The organism is Paraliomyxa miuraensis (genome assembly GCF_026337845.1).
Taxonomy (GTDB): domain Bacteria; phylum Myxococcota_A; class Polyangia; order Nannocystales; family Nannocystaceae; genus Paraliomyxa; species Paraliomyxa miuraensis.
In genome coordinates, this window is sequence record NZ_JAOVZF010000150.1 from 41,876 (window position 1) to 59,927 (window position 18,052).

Consider the following 18,052-nt stretch of genomic DNA (forward strand, 5'->3'; position numbering starts at 1 on the left):
GACACGAGGCCGACACGACCCATGCGCGAGGACCAGGGTCCCCACGATCACGCGGCGATCCTAGGCCGCAGGTGGGCTGGTTGGCAACCCGAGGGCTCCCTCCCGCGCGTGGCTTCCCGAACCGACGTTAGAACGCGTCGGCGAACCGCAGGGTCTGCGCACGATCCGGGCCCACGGAGACGAGCACGACCGGGACCTCGGTATGTTCCTCGATGAGGTCGAGATAGGCCCGCACGGGCCCGGGGAGGTCCTCTCGACGCTCGGCTGCGCGCAGGCCCGGGGCCGACAATTGGGCGGCGAGCGAGGGATCCCCCCACCCGTTCAGGGTCCGCAACCGAGGAACCACGTGCTCGAACCCGTCGCGGCCCGGGTCGAGATCGTCCTCGTAGGACTCGCAGATCTCGACCTTGGGGAGCAGCGCCAGCACGTCGAGCTTGGTGACGCAAAGACCATCCATGCCCGAGAGCCGCGCGGCGTAGCGCAGCGCGGGCAAGTCGAGCCACCCGCAATCGCGCGGCCGTCCGGTCGTGGCGCCATACTCGGCGCCGGCCTCGCGTAGGCGTGTGCCTTGCTCGCCCAGGAGCCGCGTGGGGAACGGACCGCCGCCCACGCGGGTGGTGTACGCCTTGGTGATCCCCCATACGCGATCGATGAGGGTCGGACCGATCCCAATCCCGGTGCACACCCCACCCGCGATCGAGTTGGAGGAGGTCACGTAGGGATAGGTCCCGTGGTCCAGGTCGAGCAGCGCCCCCTGAGCCCCCTCGAAGAGCACGCGCTGTCCCGAGCGAATCGCGTCGTGGCACAGCGCCCCGGCGTCGCAGACCATGGGCCGCAGCAGCTGCCCCCAACCAAGGCCCAGCTCGACCAGCGCCTCCACGTCGAGGGCCGACTCGGGCGCGCCGAGGCGATGCAGCTCGGGGTCGAGGGTCGCCTTGTTCTTGAGCAGGCGCTCGCGCAGATCGGACTCGCGCAGCAGGTCGCGAACCCGTACCCCGCGCCGCGCCGCCTTGGCCTCGTAGGCCGGGCCCACGCCACGACGCGTGGTGCCGATCTTGCGGGCGTCGCCGGCCGAGTCCTCGCGCAGCCCGTCGACGAGTCGATGGAACGGGAAGATCACGTGGGCATCGAGCGAGACCCGCAGCTCGTCGGCCTGCAGCAGGTTCCGCGCGCGCAGCTGCTCGATCTCTTTGCGGAACACGTCGGGGTCGATCACCATGCCGGCTCCGAGCACGCAGCGCGTGCCGGGATAGCGACATCCCGACGGCACCAGGTGCGTGATGATCTGCTGACCGTCGACCACCAGCGTGTGCCCGGCGTTGTTGCCTCCAGCAAAGCGAGCCACCACGTGCGCCTGCTCGGCGAGCACGTCGACCACCTTGCCCTTGCCCTCGTCGCCCCACTGGGCGCCCACCACCACCAACGCGCTCATGTCGTCTCCTCCACCAGGACCCACGAGTGGGGCTCGCGAGACCACCGAGTCGCGCCTCGCTCGTTCACGATCGTGAGGCGATCCGCCCCCGATGCCTCGGCCAGCGCCTGGGCTCGCGGCAGCGAGAGCCCAGGCTGGACCCACGCTCGACGCCCCGACGCACGCGCCCGCGCAGCCTCGGCGTGCGCCTGGGCGCGCGCCGAGGCGTCGTCCGCCGGCACCACCACCACCAGGTGCGCAGGCCCGGGCTCCGCTCCGGGGACCTCGTCGCCCTGCGCGGCGAGCCCCGCCTCGACCGCGTCGAGATCGATGGCCAGCCCCGTGGCGGGGCGCGGCACCCCGTAGCGGCGCGGGAGCCCGTCGTAGCGGCCCCCGCGAACCAGCGGGTGATGCACGCCCCGGGCCCAGCCACGCACGCGGATCCCCGAGTAGTAGTCGAAGCCGCGGGCCTCACCGAGATCCACCGTCACGTGCGACAGCACGTCGGCGTCCATCCGTCGCAGGTGATCGATCGTGGCCGACAGCCCGGCCAGTGCGTCGTCGACCCCTGCGTCGCGCAGCGCCACCTCGGCTCGCGCCAGCACCCGCGCGGGCTCGCCGAACAGATCGCACAGCGCCACCGCGGCCCGCCGCAGCGCCTCGGGGTGCTCGTGGGATTGCAGCACCCGGGCCAGGCCATCACGATCCTTGCGGGCCAGGTGCGCGTGGGCGAGCTCGGCCACGCCGGCCGGCAGCTCGAGCGCATCGAGCAGCCCCCGCGCCACCCGGGTGTGCGCCAGGTCCAGGCGAAAGTCGACCAGCCCCACCGAGCGCAGCGCCGCACGAGCCAGCGCCACCAGCTCGGCGTCGGCGGCCGGATCGGCGTCGCCGATCAGCTCGATGCCGACCTGATGGACCTCGGTCTGCTCGCGTGCGCTGGTGGGCTGGCGCAGCACCTCGGCCGCGTAGCTGAAGCGATGCACCACGTCGTCGGGCAGCTCGCCGCCCCAGCGCTGGGCCAGCATGCGGGCGATCTGCGGGGTGACGTCCGCGCGCAGCGAGACCAGGTCACCGCTGCCCGCGGCGATGAAGCGCACGCAGCCGCGACGATCGGCCTCCGACAGGCCGCGCGACAGCACCTCGTAGTACTCGATGGCCGGCGTCGCGACCGGCTCGTAGCCCCAGGCCTCGAACGTGGACAGGAGCGTGTGGGTGATCGCCCGCCGCCGACGGCACGCCGCCGGCAGCAGATCCCGAGCGCCTCGCGGCAGGGCGCAGATCGGCGCGCCCCCGATGGCGCCAGCGGTCGAGTCGCTCATCGCGAAGCCTCGCTATCGCGGCAGCGGCCGAAGATCGTGGAAGACCAGGCCGTTGGGGATCTTCGGATGGAAGAAGGTGCTCTTTTGCGGCATCACGTGGCCGCTGTCGCAGACCGCTCGCACGTCCGACACGGGGGGCGCATTCATCAGGCACAGCAGCTGCACCCCCTGCTCCGCCGCGGTCGCCCCGCGGCCCGCCGCGACCTCGAGCGTCCGCGTGGTGGACTTGTAGTAGTAGAGGTTGGTCTTGGCCTCCTGCGCCGCCTTGGTGATCCCCAGGGCCCGCTCGAGCACCAGCTCGTGCAGCAGCGCCACGTCGAGCCGCTGCAGCGCCGGCGGCAGCTCGGACAGGCCCGCGCCGATCGGGTCGAAGTCGTCGCGCAGCCGCAGCACGTGCAGCGTGCCCGACCCCGAGCCGGAGCGCGGCTGGGTCAGCCCGAAGGTCGCGGGCCCGTCGGTCGCCAGGGCCTGCCGCAGCGCGCCGGCGTCCCCCGGCAGCGCAACCTCGCGATGCGAGAACCAGCGGGCCGACGCCCGCAGCACGCCGTCGAGATCGACCGCGGGAAGGCCGTGCACCAGACGGTGCGTCGGCAGCACCACCAGGCCTGGATCATCGAGGTTGCTGAGGTAGATCATCCCGAAGTCGGCGTTGGGATTGCCCGCGGCTCGCAGCTCGTCACGGAACGCGCACATCGTCTCGTAGCGGTGATGGCCGTCGGCGATGTAGATGCTGCGCGGGCGCAGGTGGTCCTGCAGGGCCGCGAGCGCCGAGGGGTCGTGCACGCGCCACAGCGTGTGCTCCACCTCGTCGAACGACGCGTGCAGCACCGGCTGCCCCCGGTGCGGATCGACCATGCCCTCCCAGGCACGGTCCGGGTCGGAGAACATTCCGAACACCAGCTCGAGGTGAGCCTGGCAGGCGCGCATGAGGTTCAAGCGATCGGCCTTGGGCCCGGCCAGGGTGCGCTCGTGGGCCAGCACGGGACCCTGGCCGAAGCGGGTCAGCTCGATGAGGCAGATGAGACCCTTGCGCACGTAGGTCTGGCCCTCGACCGAGAAGCGCTGGTGATAGAGGTAGATCCCGGGCGCTTGGTCGCGGACCATCGCCGACGCCACCTGCTCGCGAAAGCGGGCCGCGCCGGCCGGGTACTTGGCGTCGCCCTCCCCCTCGGGAAGGACGAAGTGGATCGCGTTGTGCGGCGAGCGGGCGGCCAGCTCGGCTCGTCCCTCGTCGTCGATCACGTCATACGGCGGAGCCATGAGCGACGCGGCATCACCCGCCCTGGCAAGGTCGTAGCGCAAGCCCCCGAAGGGTCGGATCTCGGCCATGGCGGACCTATAACACGGCCCGGCCGGGGGCTAACACGGCCCGGCCAGGGGCTGCGGCGGCGGCGGTGTGCGCTTCAGCGGGCTCGAGCCCCGATGTCACGGCGAAGCTGGCGGCCATCGAAGCGCACGCGGCCGGCAGCCGCGTGCGCACGATCGAGGGCCTCGCCCAGCGTGGTGCCTCGCGCACACACGCCCAGCACCCGCCCCCCGGCGGTGGCCCAGCCGTCGCCCTCGCGCCGCGTGCCCGCGTGGAACACCTTGACGTCGGGGTCGCCTTCGAGCGCCGACAGCCCCTCGATGCGATCGCCGGTCCGCACCTCGCCCGGATAGCCCGCCGCGGCGAGCACCACGGTGGCCGCCGGATCGCCCGGCAGCGCCTCGTCGCGCAGCATGCCGTGGGCCGCATCCGCCAGACGGGGCAGGAGCGGCACCGACAGTCCGAACAGCAGCGGCTGCACCTCGGGATCGCCGAAGCGACAGTTGTACTCGATCACCCACGGCTCGCCGGCGTCGTCGATCATCAAGCCCACGAACAGCACGCCCCGAAACGGGCGCCCCTCGGCGCGCAGGCCCGCCAGCGTGGGACCCACGATCCTCGTGCGCACGCGCTCGGCCACCGCCGCGTCGTAGATCGGCGCGGGCGCGTACGCCCCCATCCCGCCCGTGTTGGGCCCGGTGTCGCCTTCGCCGAGCCGCTTGTGATCCTGCGCGGGCAAGAACGTGGCCGCTCCCGTCCCGTCGGTCAGCACGAACAGGCTGACCTCTTGACCGCGCAGGCGCTCCTCGAGCACCACCGTGCGTCCCGCCGCGCCAAAGGCCCCTCCCTCGAGACACTGCACGAGCGCGGCGCGAGCCTCGTCGTGCGTGCTGGCGACCGTCACTCCCTTGCCCGCGGCCAGGCCATCGGCCTTGACCACCGGCGCGGCCTCGAAGCGTTCGAGCGCACGCAGGCCCTCGTCGAGGGTGGTGACCGTCTCGTGGCGGGCGGTGGGGATCCCGTGCATGGCCATGAAGCGCTTGGCCGCGGCCTTGCTGCCCTCGAGCTCTGCTGCCGCCGCGCCCGGACCCACCGTGGGCAGGCCGGCATCGCGAAGCCGATCGGCCAGCCCGTCGCACAGCGGCTGCTCGGGGCCCACGACCACCAGATCCACCCCCTCGTCGCGCGCGCGCCGGACCAGCGCGGCCGCGGCATCCGAGTCCCCGGCGTGCACGGGCACGCAGCGCGCATCATCGCCGTAGCCGTCGCGCCCGGGGGCCGCGAGCACCTCGTGTCCCTCGTGCGTCAGCCGCCACGCCAGCGCGTGCTCGCGACCGCCGTTGCCCACCACCAAGATCCGCGCCGTGCTCATGCTCCGCTCCTGCCTCAGTGCCGAAAGTGACGCTCCCCCGCCAGCAGCATGGCCAGGCCGTGCTCGTCGGCCGCATCGACCACCTCTCGATCGCGCATCGAGCCCCCGGGCTGGATCACCGCCGTCACCCCGACCGCCGCGGCCGCATCGACGCCATCGCGGAACGGAAAGAAGCCGTCCGAGGCCAGCACGGCTCCGGCCGCCGCTTCACCCGCGTGGCGGCTCGCCTGGCGCGAAGCCTCCACCCGCGAGGTCTGCCCGCCGCCGATCCCCAGCGTGACTCCATCCTTGGCGATCACGATCGCATTGGAGCGCACGTGCTTGGCCACCCGCCACGCGACCTCGAGGTCGGCGAGCTCGGTCCTGGTCGGCGCCCGACGGGTGGCCACGCGAGCCTTGGCCGCCCCCACCCGGATCACGTCCTCGCGCTGGACCAGCAGGCCCCCCGCCACCGAGCGCACGCGCCATGGTGGCGGCCCCTCGGCGAACATGTCGGGCAGCTCGAGCAGCCGCAGGTTCTTCTTGGCGGCCAGGATCTCCCGCGCCGACGTGGAGTAGCCCGGGGCCACGACCACCTCGAGGAAGGTCTCGCACAGCCGCCGTGCGGTGTCCGCATCGACCTCGTGGGACAGCGCCACGATCCCCCCGAACGCGCTCTCGGCATCGGCCTCCCGCGCGCGCACGAACACGTCGCATAGCCCCTGGCCCGGCTGCCCCACCGCCGCCCCGCACGGCGACGCGTGCTTGAGCACCGCCGCCGCGGTCCCCAGGGGCTCCAGGTCGCGAATCAGGGCCAGCGCCGCATCGGCATCGAGCAGGTTGTTGTAGCTGAGCGCCTTGCCCTGCAGCACGCGGGCCTGCGGCAGGCCCGAGGCCTCGTGGGCCTCGCCCGCCACCGCATAGAGTCCCGCCGCCTGGTGCGGGTTCTCGCCGTAGCGCAGCACGCCCTGTCGCTCGCCTCCCACGAAGAACACCGGCGCAGCATCGTCCTCGCGCTCTGCGCTGGCCTCGTGCGGGGCCTCGTGTTGGGCCTCGTGTTGGGCCAAATGCGCTGCGATCGCGGCGTCGTAGGCCGCAGTGTGGGCAAACGCCTTGCGAGCCAGCGTGCGCCGCAGGGGCAGCGGGACCGTGCCCGCGTGCTGGCGGAGCGCCGCAGCCACCCCCTCGTAGTCGGCCGGATCGACGACCACGGTCACGCGCGCGGCATTCTTGGCCGCCGCCCGCACCATGGTGGGGCCCCCGATGTCGATGTTCTCCACCGCGCGCGGCAGGTCGCAGCCGGGCTCCCGAATCACCTCGCGGAACGGATAGAGGTTGACCACCACCAGGTCGATGGCCGGGATGTCGTGGCGCTCGCGCTCGGCGTCGTGCTCGGGGGTGGGGGCGGCCAGGATCCCGCCGTGGATCCGCGGGTGCAGGGTCTTGACCCGACCGTCGAGGATCTCGGGCGCGCCGGTGTACTCGCTGACCTTGCGCACCGACACCCCGAGCTCCGACAGCGCACGGTAGGTGCCGCCGGTCGAGAGCACCTCGATCCGATGCTCGACCAACATCCGTGCGAGTCGATCCAGGTGGGACTTGTCGCTGACGGAGACCAGGGCGCGACGGATGGGGATGGGCGTGGTCACGGCCGCCGCCTACCGTGGCCCTCGCCGAGGGTCAAGGTGGAAAGCATGAACCCGGCGACACACGTCCGGGCGACCGCACCGCGACCTCATCGTCGTCATCGGCGCCACGAGGGAGAACCCGCACGAGCGATGAAGGAGGCGAGATCCCAGCGTGATGTCACCACGTGTCAATTGGGCGTCAGCGGGGCGTTAATTCCGCACACCATGCGCGAGCCTTCGTTCTACGAGTACGCCCCCGCACCAGGCGGAGGCGTACTCGCATCGAATCAGGGGAAGAGCAAGCCAAGCAGCAGGGACGGGGCAGACCCGGACGCGGCGTCTCGGATGACACCACGGCCGGTCGGCAGGTCGTGCCTGCCTCGAAGGATGAGTCGGCAACTCGTCGAGGTGATGAGGGCTGCGATCACGGTCGAGCGTCGGGCGAGACGGCCGGCTTGGCCGTCTCGTGGGTGCCGTCGTTTCGGGCTCGGCGCTGCGGCCCGGGAGCCTCCCGCCAACGAGCGAGAGCGCTGCCGCGCCGCAAGGCCGTGCCCACGGGCACGGCACTGGCGACTGGCCACCCGACTACGACTCTTGCCGCGCGAGGTAGGTGAGCAGCTCCTCGCCACCGGCCTCGCGCAGCTTCATCAAGCCACGCACCTCGACCTGGCGGATGCGCTCGCGAGTGAGGTTCAGGATCTCGCCCACCTCCTCGAGGGTGATGCCTCCCTGCTGGGCCACGTCGAGCGCACAGCTGTGCTCGAGCTCCCAGACCTCGCGCTCGGGGAAGTTCACCTTGATGCTCCCGGTGGCCGGGTTGACGTCGATGTAGAGGTGATACTTGCAGCTGACGTAGGGACAGGGCCGGGCCACGTTGGCGCACTCGCCTCGCGACTTGGGGCGCCAGTAGCTGCGCTCGGGGTACAGCAGCGCGCCGATGCGGAGTTCCTCCTTGGTCAGGCGCTTCATCGCGATCGTCTTGGCCCGGTGGCGGCGGACGATCGGCTTGGGATCGGGGAGCAGCGCGGGCTCCTCGTCGGGGGTGGTGGGCTCGGCGATGGTGTCGTGGTCGTACTTGAACATGGGGTCCCTGGCGCGGATGAGCGGTCGTGGTCGTGAGTGGTGGTGGTGAGCGAGACGCGAACGGGAAGCGAAGTGGCTAGGTGGCGAGGGAGGGTCGGTCGCGGTGGGAATCCGCGAGCGACCCGGGGAAGTCACAGCAGCTCGGTGGCGCTGGCCGCCCCGCCGCCGCGGGGTCGGGCCTGTTCCCCGGCGGAGATGATGAGCTTCTCCAGCCGGTGCACGCTGCTCAGCAGCTCGTCGGCGGTCTTCTTGATCGCCTCGAGCTCGCGGCCGAGACGGTCGCGATGCGGCGAGGGTGGTTGCTCGCCGATGCGATCCTCGAACAGGCGGGTCAGCTCCGACAGCGCCTCGTCGAGGGTCTCGATGTTGTCCTTGAAGGTGAGGAAGCGGGCCTGGATCTCCTCGATCGTGTAGCGCTCCGCCATCAGCTTCTTGATGGTGTTGATGCGGCGGAGGGCTCGAGTCGGGTAGACCCCGCGGGAGCCGAGGTGCTTGCCCTTGCGACCCACCCGACGCGAGCGCGGCACCAGACCCAGCTGCACGTACTTGCGCAGCGTGGCCTCGCTGAACTTGATCGCGCGGTCCGAGAACGCAGCGACCAGCTCTTGCGAGGTCAACCCGTGAGGGCTGGCCTGCTCGATCTCACGGATCTGAGCTTCGGTGAGCGCGACCTGCATCGCGGTGGTGGGGGGGGAGCGAGAGGAGGAGGAACGCGCCGCGGGGACGCGTGGGGAGGGAGAGGGAGCGAGGAAGACGTGGCCGGGTCGGCTTCGCCGGATGGCGGGTGGTTCGCCGAGAACTCAGCGCCGAGGTGGGAGTGACGGGACCGACGACCGGCGGGGCTCACCGGTGAGGGGGGTGAAGGGCCCCGGCCACCAGGACCCCCTTCCCCATGGATTCGTGTCGATGTATCCGTCTCGACGGCGCATCGCGACTGTATTCCACTCAGTGGATCTTTAGGAAGCACTTTCTAATCACTTCTCAAAATAATTCGATACATGGATATTGCGAATGCGTTCAGTAGGTGCTGATCGGGGGTGGGATCCGGATCGACGCCATTGGTCGTTTCGCGGCCGCGAACACACGCACGACGGCGATTCACGTCATGTCGCCACCCCACCCACCTGAACATGCCAGCAGCCATCACTCCGGCCGGCTGTCACGATGGGACGCACCGCGAGACCACCCCAGCGCACGCCGGCGACGATGGCCAGGACGAGCCCCTGCGAAGGGCCTTTCGCGAGACGCGAAACGACTCGATCCGCGCTACTCGACCACCGGGCCGGACTTGGTCAGACGCACCTGGTAGCGGCGTCCCGCCTCGAAGGTGAAGGTACCTCCGTCGACCCACGGGCCATCGGCGGAGGAGCGCCACCAGATCGAGGTGCGGCCGGCCGGCAGCGTGCGCTCGGCCACCGGATCCACGGAGAATTCCTTGCGACCGATGCGAACGTAGGCGAACCGCACCGGGCTACGCAGCCCGAACTTGACCTTCGCCGACTTGGGCGCGCGACGCGTCGCGGAGGCGGGCGCGGCCGCTTCGCCGCTGCTGCCGTCGTCCTCGAGCGAGGGGCTCGTCCCCGTCGTGCCGAGGGCCGTCGACTCGTCCGTCGCCACGCCGGTGGTGATCGCGGTGGTCCCCTGCCCCGCGGATGAATCGTCGGCGATCGGATCGTGCATGCGTTCGTCGGCCTTGGCGTCGGCCTGCGCCACCACGCTCGGATCCTCGGTGGGCGGCGGCTCGATCGCGCCGCCGCCTTCGCTCGGCTCGCGCTCGTCACCCTCCCGGCCACGCACCATGACGGCCACGCCGATTCCCCCGGCCAAGAAGCCGAGCCCCAGGATGGCGCTCGCGGCGAGCAGGCCGCGACGCCCTTGCGGACGTGGGCCGGGTCGATGGGTCACCACCGACGTCCGCGTCGCTGCCACCGCCATCGCCTCCGACGCCGGGATGGGCATGGCGGCGTGCACCGCTCCCGACGTACGCGTCGGCGCGGCGGCCTGCACCGCTCCCGACGTGCGGGTTGGCGTCGCCGCCTGCGGCATGGCGCCCGACGTCCGCGTGGGCATGGCCGCCGGTGCAGCCCCCGACGTCCGCGCGGCCCCGGTCGCGGCCTCGGTCTCGGTGCCTGCGATCACGGGGCCCGACGACCCGACCGACCGGCCGCCTGCCTGGCCCAGGGGGCCCAGGGAACGATCGGTGGGCTCGATCCCCGATCGCGGCGCCACCACCCCCATGGCGGTGCGGCACAGCGACCCGAGCTCGACGGCCATGTTGCGATAGCCCGCCCATGCCGCCAGGTACTCGAGCGCTCGGGTGGCGCTGGGGATCCGTTGCCGTACCTCGGCCTGCAGCAAGCCCTCCCGCAGCGACACGAGCTCGGGGGGAACGTCCGGCACCTGCAGCGGCGGGATGTGCCCACCGAGGATCTGGCCGTAGAGCTCGACCTCGTCGGCCTGGTCGCGAAAGCGAGCCCCCGTGAGCAGCTCGTGCAGCATGGCCCCCACCCCGTAGAGGTCGACCGAGGGCTCCTTGCTGCGCCCGGCGAGCTGCTCGGGCGCCATGTAGCGCAGCTTGCCCTTGATGTGCAGGCCCGAGGTCTCCTCGCTCGAGAGCCGGGCAACCCCGAAGTCGGCGATCTTCACCTCGCCCGACGTGCTCACCAGCACGTTGTGCGGTGACACGTCGCGGTGCACCACGCACTCGGTGCGTCCCTCGTGGGTCAAGTGATGGGCATAGGCCAGGCCGCGCAGCACCTCCCCGATCACGTAGCCGACCTGAGCGGGCGGCCACGGCTGCCCCTCGCGACGCCGCAGCTCGCACAGCTGCGCGAGGTTGAGGCCATCGATCCACTCCATCACCAGGTAGAGCCGCCCGTCGTCCTCACCGGCATCGAACACCTGCACCACGTTGGAGTGGGTCATCAACATCGACAGGCGGGCCTCGGCCAGGAACATGCGGCGGTGCCGCTCGTCCTGCGCCACCCGGGGGGCCATGAGCTTGATGGCCACCGACTTGGTCGCTCCGCCGACGCTGGCCCGACGACCCATCCAGACCTCGGCCATGCCTCCGCTGCCGATCCGACGGATCAGCTCGTACTGCCCCACGGCCTGCGTCACGCCCAAGGGAGCGTGGCGGCCAGCCATCAGGGGTGTCAAGCCGCCACGACAGCGGCCGCGTCGATCCGGTGCGCCATTTGCGGGACGCACCGTCCTCGTGGATCGAGGTCGCGCATTTGCGTCGGCCACCGCTTGGGCGGCAGACTGGGCCATGGGCCGACGAAGACGACGCTCACGCCGGGCACGCGACCGCATCCGCGGCATGCTGCTCCTGGCGGCGATCGTCGCCCTGGCGTGGTGGCTCGAAGAGCGAGGCGTGCTCGAGCACCTCGAGGTCGGGCGCAGCGGAGCCCAGACCCCTCACGAGGTCGGCAAGCCCTACGATCGCAAGGACTGGCCGCACTGGAGCGATGCCGACGCAGACTGCCAGGATACGCGGCAAGAGGTGCTGATCGCCGAGTCGGAGGTCCCCGTCCGCTTCCGTGACGAGCGTCGCTGCGCGGTGGCATCGGGACGCTGGCGCTGCCCCTACACGGGCCAGGTGATCACCGATCCGCACCAGCTCGACGTCGACCACCTCGTCCCCTTGCACGAGGCACATCGCTCCGGCGGGAGTGCGTGGGATCGAGCTCGCCGAGAGCGCTATGCCAACGAGCTGTCCGATCCCGTGCACCTGGTCGCGGTGGAGCGCGGCGCCAACCGGGCCAAGGGAGACAAGGCTCCCCACCAGTGGATGCCGCAGGCGCCCGAGTACCGCTGCGAGTACGTGCGCGAGTGGATCGACGTCAAGTCGCGCTGGGGGCTGCAGACGAGCCCGCCCGAGCAGGCCTATCTCGAGCAGGCGCAAGCGACCTGCGCTCGGGGCCAGGTCCCTGCCCTGCCGCACTCGTAGTCGGCCACGCTCGTGTCGGCGGCGCGCGTCGCCGCGACGAGCGTGCCGAGGGTCGGGCGGGCTATCCTCCCAGCGCCTCGGTCATCGCCGCGAGCTGCCGCCACAGCACCGGGTCGTAGCGCTCGGGCCCGTGGTACTTGTGGGTCTTCTTCTCGTGGTGCCACACGGGGCCTCGATCCACGCAGCCGTGGAACCTGTCGGCCCGCGAGCAGTACAGGCGAATGTGCATGTGATCGTCGTGCGGCAGTGAGTCGCCCGGCTGCTGCATGACCGTCTCGGCATAGGCGATGATCCACTCGGGGCGGCCTCGCTTGCGCGCCTCGGCGATGAGCAGCGCTTGCAGCGGGCGCGAGATGAAGATCCACTGGATGCGGATGGTGGGGTCGCGCAGCAGCGTCTCGATGAACAGCCAGTTCTTGCGTGCATCGAAGCGCCGCTCCGCCCAGTTGGGGTCGGCGTAGCTGCCGTACTCGGCCGGAAGGATCGGCTTGCCCTCGTTGCTGAAGACGATCATGTCCTCCTCGGGCGGCGGCAGCGAGGTCCCGTCGGTGAGCTTGGTGTAGAACAGCACGTCGACGTCGCGGCCCGACTGATGGCTCTTGTGCCACTTGGAGGGACCACCCTCGGGAGGCGAGAGGTCGGCAAAGCCCGCCGTGGACTGCCAGTAGCGGGCTCGAACCCGCGCCGCCGCATGCTGGAGTGCGGTCACCAGCTCGTCGGTGCCATAGTTGAACCCGCGCTTGCGCCACTTCTCGGGCACCTTGTAGCCGACGCCGCGCAGGCGCATGCGCGCCGGCAGCCGCACCCGCCCACGGCCGGTCTCGCCGGTCGACACCGAGGTCAGATCGGTCCACAGATTCGGCCCGGCACACGACACCGAAGCCAGCCCGAGCAGGCCTCCGAGCACCATCCGCAGGCTCGCGCGGGCACGCGCCATCGTGCGCCCAGCATACCGCCACCGGCTCCCCAGCCCAAACCGAGGGCGCGCGCCCCCGCCCCAACCAACGAAGAAGGGCGCCCCGGACCCCCGGGACGCCCTCGAGCGCGACAGCAACGGGGCTCCGAGAGGCCCAAAAGCCTAGTTCTTCTCTTCGAACTCGGCGTCGATCACCTCGCCGCCGTCGTCGGTCGACGGGCTCGGGCCGCCCGCCTCGGGGCCACCGCTCGCTGCGCCCGCGCTGGGCTCCTCGGTGGGCGCCTGCTGGCCTGCGCCGTACATGGCCTGCGCCATCGCGTGGCTGGCCTTGGTCATGGCCTCCTTGGCGGCCAGGATCCGGTCGGCGTCGTCGGACTCGATCGCGGCCTTGGCCTCCTTCATCGCGTCCTCGACCGCGGCCTTGGGCTCGGCCGGAATCTTGTCGCCCGACTCGGAGAGCAGCTTCTCGGTCTGCAGCACCATGGCCTCGAGCGAGTTGCGATTCTCGACCTTCTCGCGACGCTTCTTGTCGTCGGCCTCGTGAGCCTTGGCGTCGTCCATCATCTTGTTGATCTCGTTCTCCGACAGACCCGAGCTCGCAGTGATGGTGATCTTCTGCTCCTTGCCGGTGGCCTTGTCCTTGGCAGAGACGTTGACGATGCCGTTGGCGTCGATGTCGAAGGTGACCTCGATCTGAGGCACGCCGCGCGGCGCCGGTGGGATCCCCACCAGGCTGAACTTGCCCAGCGTGCGGTTGTCGCCGGCCATCGCCCGCTCGCCCTGGCACACGTGCACCTCGACCGAGCTCTGGTTGTCGGCCGCGGTGGTGAAGGTCTCGGACTTGCGGGTCGGGATGGTGGTGTTGCGCGGGATGAGGGTGGTCATCACGCCGCCGAGCGTCTCGATGCCCAGCGACAGCGGGGTCACGTCGACCAGCACGATGTCCTGGACCTCGCCCGACAGCACGCCGGCCTGGACCGCGGCACCGAGGCCCACCACCTCGTCGGGGTTGACCCCCTTGCCCGGCTCCTTCTTGAAGAACTCGCGGACCTTCTGCTGCACCATCGGCATGCGCGTCGAGCCGCCCACCAACAGCACCTCGTGGATGTCCTCGATCTTCTTCTTGGCGTCGGCCAGCGCCTTGCGGCACGGCTCGATGCTGCGCTCGACCAGGTCGGAGACCATGCTCTCGAACTTGGCGCGCGAGAGCTTGACCTGCATGTGCTTGGGTCCCGACGCATCGGCGGTCAGGAACGGCAGGTTGATCTCGGTCTCGGGCGCCTGCGACAGCTCGATCTTGGCCTTCTCGGCCGCATCCTTGAGCCGCTGCATCACCAGCTTGTCGTTGCCGACGTCGATGCCGGTGTCCTTCTTGAACTCCTCGAGCAGCCAGTGGATGATCCGGTCGTCGAAGTCGTCACCGCCGAGCTGGGTGTCGCCGTTGGTCGAGATCACCTCGACCACGTTCTCGGCCACCTCGAGGATCGAGATGTCGAAGGTACCGCCGCCGAGGTCGTAGACCGCGACCGTGTGCTCGTCGGAGCCCCCCTTGTTGAGGCCGTAGGCCAGCGCGGCCGCGGTGGGCTCGTTGACGATGCGCTTGACGTCGAGGCCCGCGATGCGGCCCGCGTCCTTGGTGGCCTGGCGCTGCGAGTCGTTGAAGTAGGCCGGGACGGTGATGACGGCCGCGTCGACGGGCTCGCCGAGGTAGTCCTCGGCCGCCTTCTTGAGCTTCATCAGCACGCGCGAGCTGATCTCGGGCGGCGGGTAGACCTTGCCGCGCGCCTCGATGTGGACGTCGCCGTTGGACGCCCGCACCACCTTGAACGGCACGCGCTTGCGCTCGCGATCGACCTCGTCGTACTTGCGGCCGATGAAGCGCTTGGCCGAGAAGATGGTGTTCTCGGGGTTGGTGATGGCCTGACGCCGAGCCTGCTGGCCCACCAGCACGTTGCCGTTCTGCTCGAACGCAACCACGGAGGGGGTGGTGCGACCGCCCTCTTCGTTGGTGATGACCTTGGGGTCGTTGCCTTCCATCACCGCCACCACCGAGTTGGTGGTGCCGAGGTCGATGCCGATGATCTTGCCCATGGGTGGTCTTCCGGGTCCTTTCTAGCGGACGAAAACGCGTTGCGCGGGGAGGCGTGGTCGGGAGGATGAGAGAGCGGGGTGAAGGTCGCATTCGCCGCGGAGCCAACCCTCGCGTGTCCTCGTCACGTGAGGCGTCGCGTCTTCCCGTCCAGGAGGGACCGCGCAGCTCGAGGCGGCCGCAGCCTAAGGCCGGGCGGGGGTAAGTCAACCCCGCCCGGGGCCCCGAAGGGGCGGATTCGACCATACCCTTCCCAACCGGGTCCAGAGGGCCGCAATCGCCCATCTTCTGCCCGTGTCGGGGCGGTGGTCGCTACGAGCTGGGCGCGGCTCCTGCTTCGGCCTCGACCCCCCCCGCGTGAGGTTCGGTCTGAGGCTTGGGCGGGTCGGCCCTCGAGCCCAGATCGGCGTCGGCGGACTCGGCGGCCGTCTCCTCCTCGAGCACGGCCGCGAGCGCGTCGCTGACGGTCTTGACGTAGACGATGTCCATCTCCTGCCGGATCTCCTCCGGCACGTCGACCACGTCCTTCTCGTTGCGCTCGGGCAACACGATGCGCTTGATGCCGGCCCGATGCGCAGCCAGCATCTTCTCCTTGATCCCACCCACGGGCAGCACCAGGCCGCGCAGCGTGATCTCGCCGGTCATGGCCACGTCGGACCGAACGCAGCGCTGGGCCAGCAGGGACGAGAGCGCCGCGATCATGGCCACGCCCGCCGATGGGCCGTCCTTGGGGATCGCCCCCGCGGGCACGTGCACGTGCAGATCGTGGTCCTTGACCACCTCGGGATCGAGCCCCAGCTCGACCAGGTGACTCTTGACGTAGCTGAGCGCCGCCTGGGCCGACTCCTTCATCACGTCGCCGAGCTGCCCGGTGAGCATCAGGCCGCCCTTGCCGGGCATGCGCGAGCACTCCACGAACATGATCTCGCCGCCCACCGGGGTCCACGCCAGGCCCGTCGCCACCCCCGGCTCCGAGGTGCGCTCGGACATCTCGGGCATGTACTTCTGGGGCCCCAGCGACTCGCGGATGGCGTGCTCGGTGATCTCCACCTCGCCCTGCAGCTCGCCCTCGACCACCTTGACCGCGACGCCGCGGATCACCGCCGAGACCTCGCGCTCGAGGTTGCGCACGCCGGCCTCGCGCGTATAGCTGTCGATGAGCTCGAACACGGCGGACTCGGTGAAGCGCAGCTCCACGCCCGCCTCCGCGAGGCCGTGCTCGCCGATCTGCTTGGGGATGAGGAAGCGCCTGGCGATCGCCAGCTTCTCCTGCCTGGTATAGCCGGGCAGCTCGAGGATCTCGAGCCGGTCCTTGAGCGCGGGCGGGATCGGATCCATGTAGTTCGCGGTGGCGATGAACATGACCCGTGACAGGTCGAACGAGACCTCGAGGTAGTGATCGGAGAACGAGTTGTTCTGCTCGGGGTCGAGCACCTCGAGCAGCGCCGAGGCCGGGTCGCCGCGGAAGTCGTGCCCGAGCTTGTCGATCTCGTCGAGCATGATGACCGGGTTGTTGGTGCCGGCCTTCTTCATGCCCTGGATGATCCGGCCGGGGAGCGAGCCCACGTAGGTGCGCCGGTGGCCGCGGATCTCGGCCTCGTCGCGCACGCCGCCCAGGGAGATGCGCACGAACTTGCGCCCGATCGCCCGCGCGATGCTCTTGCCCAGCGAGGTCTTGCCCACGCCCGGAGGGCCGAGCAGGCACAGGATGGGGCCCTTCTTGCTCGCGTTGAGCTTGAGGACCGCCATGTACTCGAGGATGCGCTTCTTGACCTTCTCGAGGTCGTAGTGGTCCTCGTCGAGGACCTCGCGCACGGTCTTGATGTCGATCTGATCCTCGGTGGAGATCGACCACGGCAGCTCCACCAGCCACTCGAGGTAGGTGCGCGTGACCGTGTACTCGGCCGACGACGGCTGCATCTGCTTGAGCCGATCGAGCTGCTTGAGCGCGACCTTCTCGGCCTCGGCCGGCATCTTGGCCTCGTTGATCTTCTTCTGGAACTCCTCGACGTCGCCGCTCTCGTCGTCGATCTCGCCCAGCTCGCCCTTGATGGCCTTGAGCTGCTGGCGCAGCACGTACTCGCGCTGGCTGTGGCCCATCTCCTCCTGGACCTGGGAGTTGATGCGCTCGCGGACCTTGAGGATCTCGAGCTGGCGCGTCAGCAGGGTCAGCACCTTGCGCAGCCGATCGGGGACCTCGGCCGACTCGAGCACGTCCTGCTTCTCGGCCGGCTCGATGTCGAGATTGCTGACCACGAGGTCGGCGACCTGGCCCGCGTCGGTGACGCTGTCGAGCAGCGTGGCCGCCTCGCGCGGCAGCTCGGGGACCAGCGAGATCAGCTTCTTGGCCGTCTCCTTGATGTTGGCCACCAGCGCCTCGGCCTCGAGCTCCGAGCCCGCCACCACATCGGAGATCTCGGACACCCGCGCCATGATGAACGGCTCGTCTGCGGTGATCTCCTCGATGCGGATCCGCATGACCCCCTGCAGGATCACGCTGTAGTTGTCCTTGGCGAGCTTGATGACCTTGAGGATCCGCGCCGCACAGCCGACCGTGTGCAGGTCGTCCTCGCTCGGCTCCTCGATGCGCGCGTCCTTCTGCGTCACGATGCCGATGATCGGGCGTTCCTCGCGGATCGCCTCCTCGATGAGCTTGACGGACTTGGGACGCCCGACGTCGATGGGGATGATGGAGCCCGGGAACAGCACCGAGTTGCGCAGCGGCAACACGGAGACCAGCTCCGGCAGCTCTGGTCGATCGTCGTTCTCGGGCGTCTGTTGGCTCATCTATGCGGGTTCCGCGGCCAACCGTAACACCGGGCCCCCTCGTGTCAACCAGCCCGACCGAGCAGGTCGAGGGCAGGTCGAGGGCAGGTGGCAAGCCAGCGGCAAGCCAGTGCATGGCCGGTTGCAGACCCGCTCGGGACCGATGGGGGGCCGGCTCGGGGCCGGCTTTGGCGCCCCGCCCTCGACGCCTGCCCGATGGTAAGGTCGGGC

General features: G+C 70.4%; 12 protein-coding genes. 1 reads left to right on the forward strand and 11 read right to left on the reverse strand.

Features of this window, described 5'->3' with window-relative positions; translation table 11 throughout:
- Positions 1-127: 127 nt before the first annotated feature.
- The 8 genes from OEB96_RS17075 to OEB96_RS17110 all read right to left on the reverse strand — a co-directional run bounded on the left by OEB96_RS17075 (position 128) and on the right by OEB96_RS17110 (position 11,218).
- Positions 128-1,432, reverse strand: a complete 1,305-nt coding sequence (locus OEB96_RS17075; protein WP_266217039.1) for an adenylosuccinate synthase — start codon at positions 1,430-1,432, stop codon at positions 128-130.
- Positions 1,429-2,730 (reverse strand): ATP phosphoribosyltransferase regulatory subunit, encoded by a 1,302-nt coding sequence (locus tag OEB96_RS17080; protein WP_266217041.1) that lies wholly within the window; start codon positions 2,728-2,730, stop codon positions 1,429-1,431. Before OEB96_RS17080 ends, OEB96_RS17075 begins: the two co-directional genes overlap by 4 nt.
- 12 nt (positions 2,731-2,742) lie before the next feature.
- Positions 2,743-4,059 (reverse strand): DUF1015 domain-containing protein, encoded by a 1,317-nt coding sequence (locus OEB96_RS17085; protein WP_266217042.1) that lies wholly within the window; start codon positions 4,057-4,059, stop codon positions 2,743-2,745.
- A 74-nt stretch (positions 4,060-4,133) separates the two neighbouring features.
- Positions 4,134-5,408, reverse strand: a complete 1,275-nt coding sequence (gene purD / locus OEB96_RS17090; RefSeq protein WP_266217044.1) for a phosphoribosylamine--glycine ligase — start codon at positions 5,406-5,408, stop codon at positions 4,134-4,136.
- Between the two features lie 14 nt (positions 5,409-5,422).
- Positions 5,423-7,036: a bifunctional phosphoribosylaminoimidazolecarboxamide formyltransferase/IMP cyclohydrolase gene (gene purH, locus OEB96_RS17095; protein WP_266217045.1), complete on the reverse strand. Its 1,614-nt coding sequence runs from the start codon at positions 7,034-7,036 to the stop codon at positions 5,423-5,425.
- 564 nt (positions 7,037-7,600) lie between these two features.
- Positions 7,601-8,098: a sigma factor-like helix-turn-helix DNA-binding protein gene (locus tag OEB96_RS17100; RefSeq protein WP_266217047.1), complete on the reverse strand. Its 498-nt coding sequence runs from the start codon at positions 8,096-8,098 to the stop codon at positions 7,601-7,603.
- Between the two features lie 131 nt (positions 8,099-8,229).
- Positions 8,230-8,775 (reverse strand): MerR family transcriptional regulator, encoded by a 546-nt coding sequence (locus OEB96_RS17105; protein ID WP_266217049.1) that lies wholly within the window; start codon positions 8,773-8,775, stop codon positions 8,230-8,232.
- Positions 8,776-9,364: 589 nt separating this feature from the next.
- Positions 9,365-11,218 (reverse strand): serine/threonine protein kinase, encoded by a 1,854-nt coding sequence (locus OEB96_RS17110; protein ID WP_266217050.1) that lies wholly within the window; start codon positions 11,216-11,218, stop codon positions 9,365-9,367.
- Positions 11,219-11,420: 202 nt separating this feature from the next.
- Between OEB96_RS17110 and OEB96_RS17115 the strand changes: the two genes are divergently transcribed.
- Positions 11,421-12,050, forward strand: coding sequence for an HNH endonuclease family protein (locus OEB96_RS17115; RefSeq protein ID WP_266217052.1), 630 nt, complete (start codon positions 11,421-11,423; stop codon positions 12,048-12,050).
- Positions 12,051-12,111: 61 nt separating this feature from the next.
- Here the strand turns inward: OEB96_RS17115 and OEB96_RS17120 are convergent, their stop codons facing one another.
- The 3 genes from OEB96_RS17120 to lon all read right to left on the reverse strand — a co-directional run bounded on the left by OEB96_RS17120 (position 12,112) and on the right by lon (position 17,842).
- Positions 12,112-12,987: a penicillin-insensitive murein endopeptidase gene (locus OEB96_RS17120; protein ID WP_266217053.1), complete on the reverse strand. Its 876-nt coding sequence runs from the start codon at positions 12,985-12,987 to the stop codon at positions 12,112-12,114.
- Positions 12,988-13,128: 141 nt separating this feature from the next.
- The gene (gene dnaK, locus OEB96_RS17125; RefSeq protein ID WP_266217055.1) at positions 13,129-15,057 is read right to left on the reverse strand and encodes a molecular chaperone DnaK; all 1,929 of its coding nucleotides are present in this window, start codon (positions 15,055-15,057) and stop codon (positions 13,129-13,131) included.
- A gap of 310 nt (positions 15,058-15,367) precedes the next feature.
- On the reverse strand, positions 15,368-17,842 hold the full coding sequence (lon, locus tag OEB96_RS17130; RefSeq protein WP_266217056.1) for an endopeptidase La: 2,475 nt from the start codon (positions 17,840-17,842) through the stop codon (positions 15,368-15,370).
- Positions 17,843-18,052: the final 210 nt, after the last annotated feature.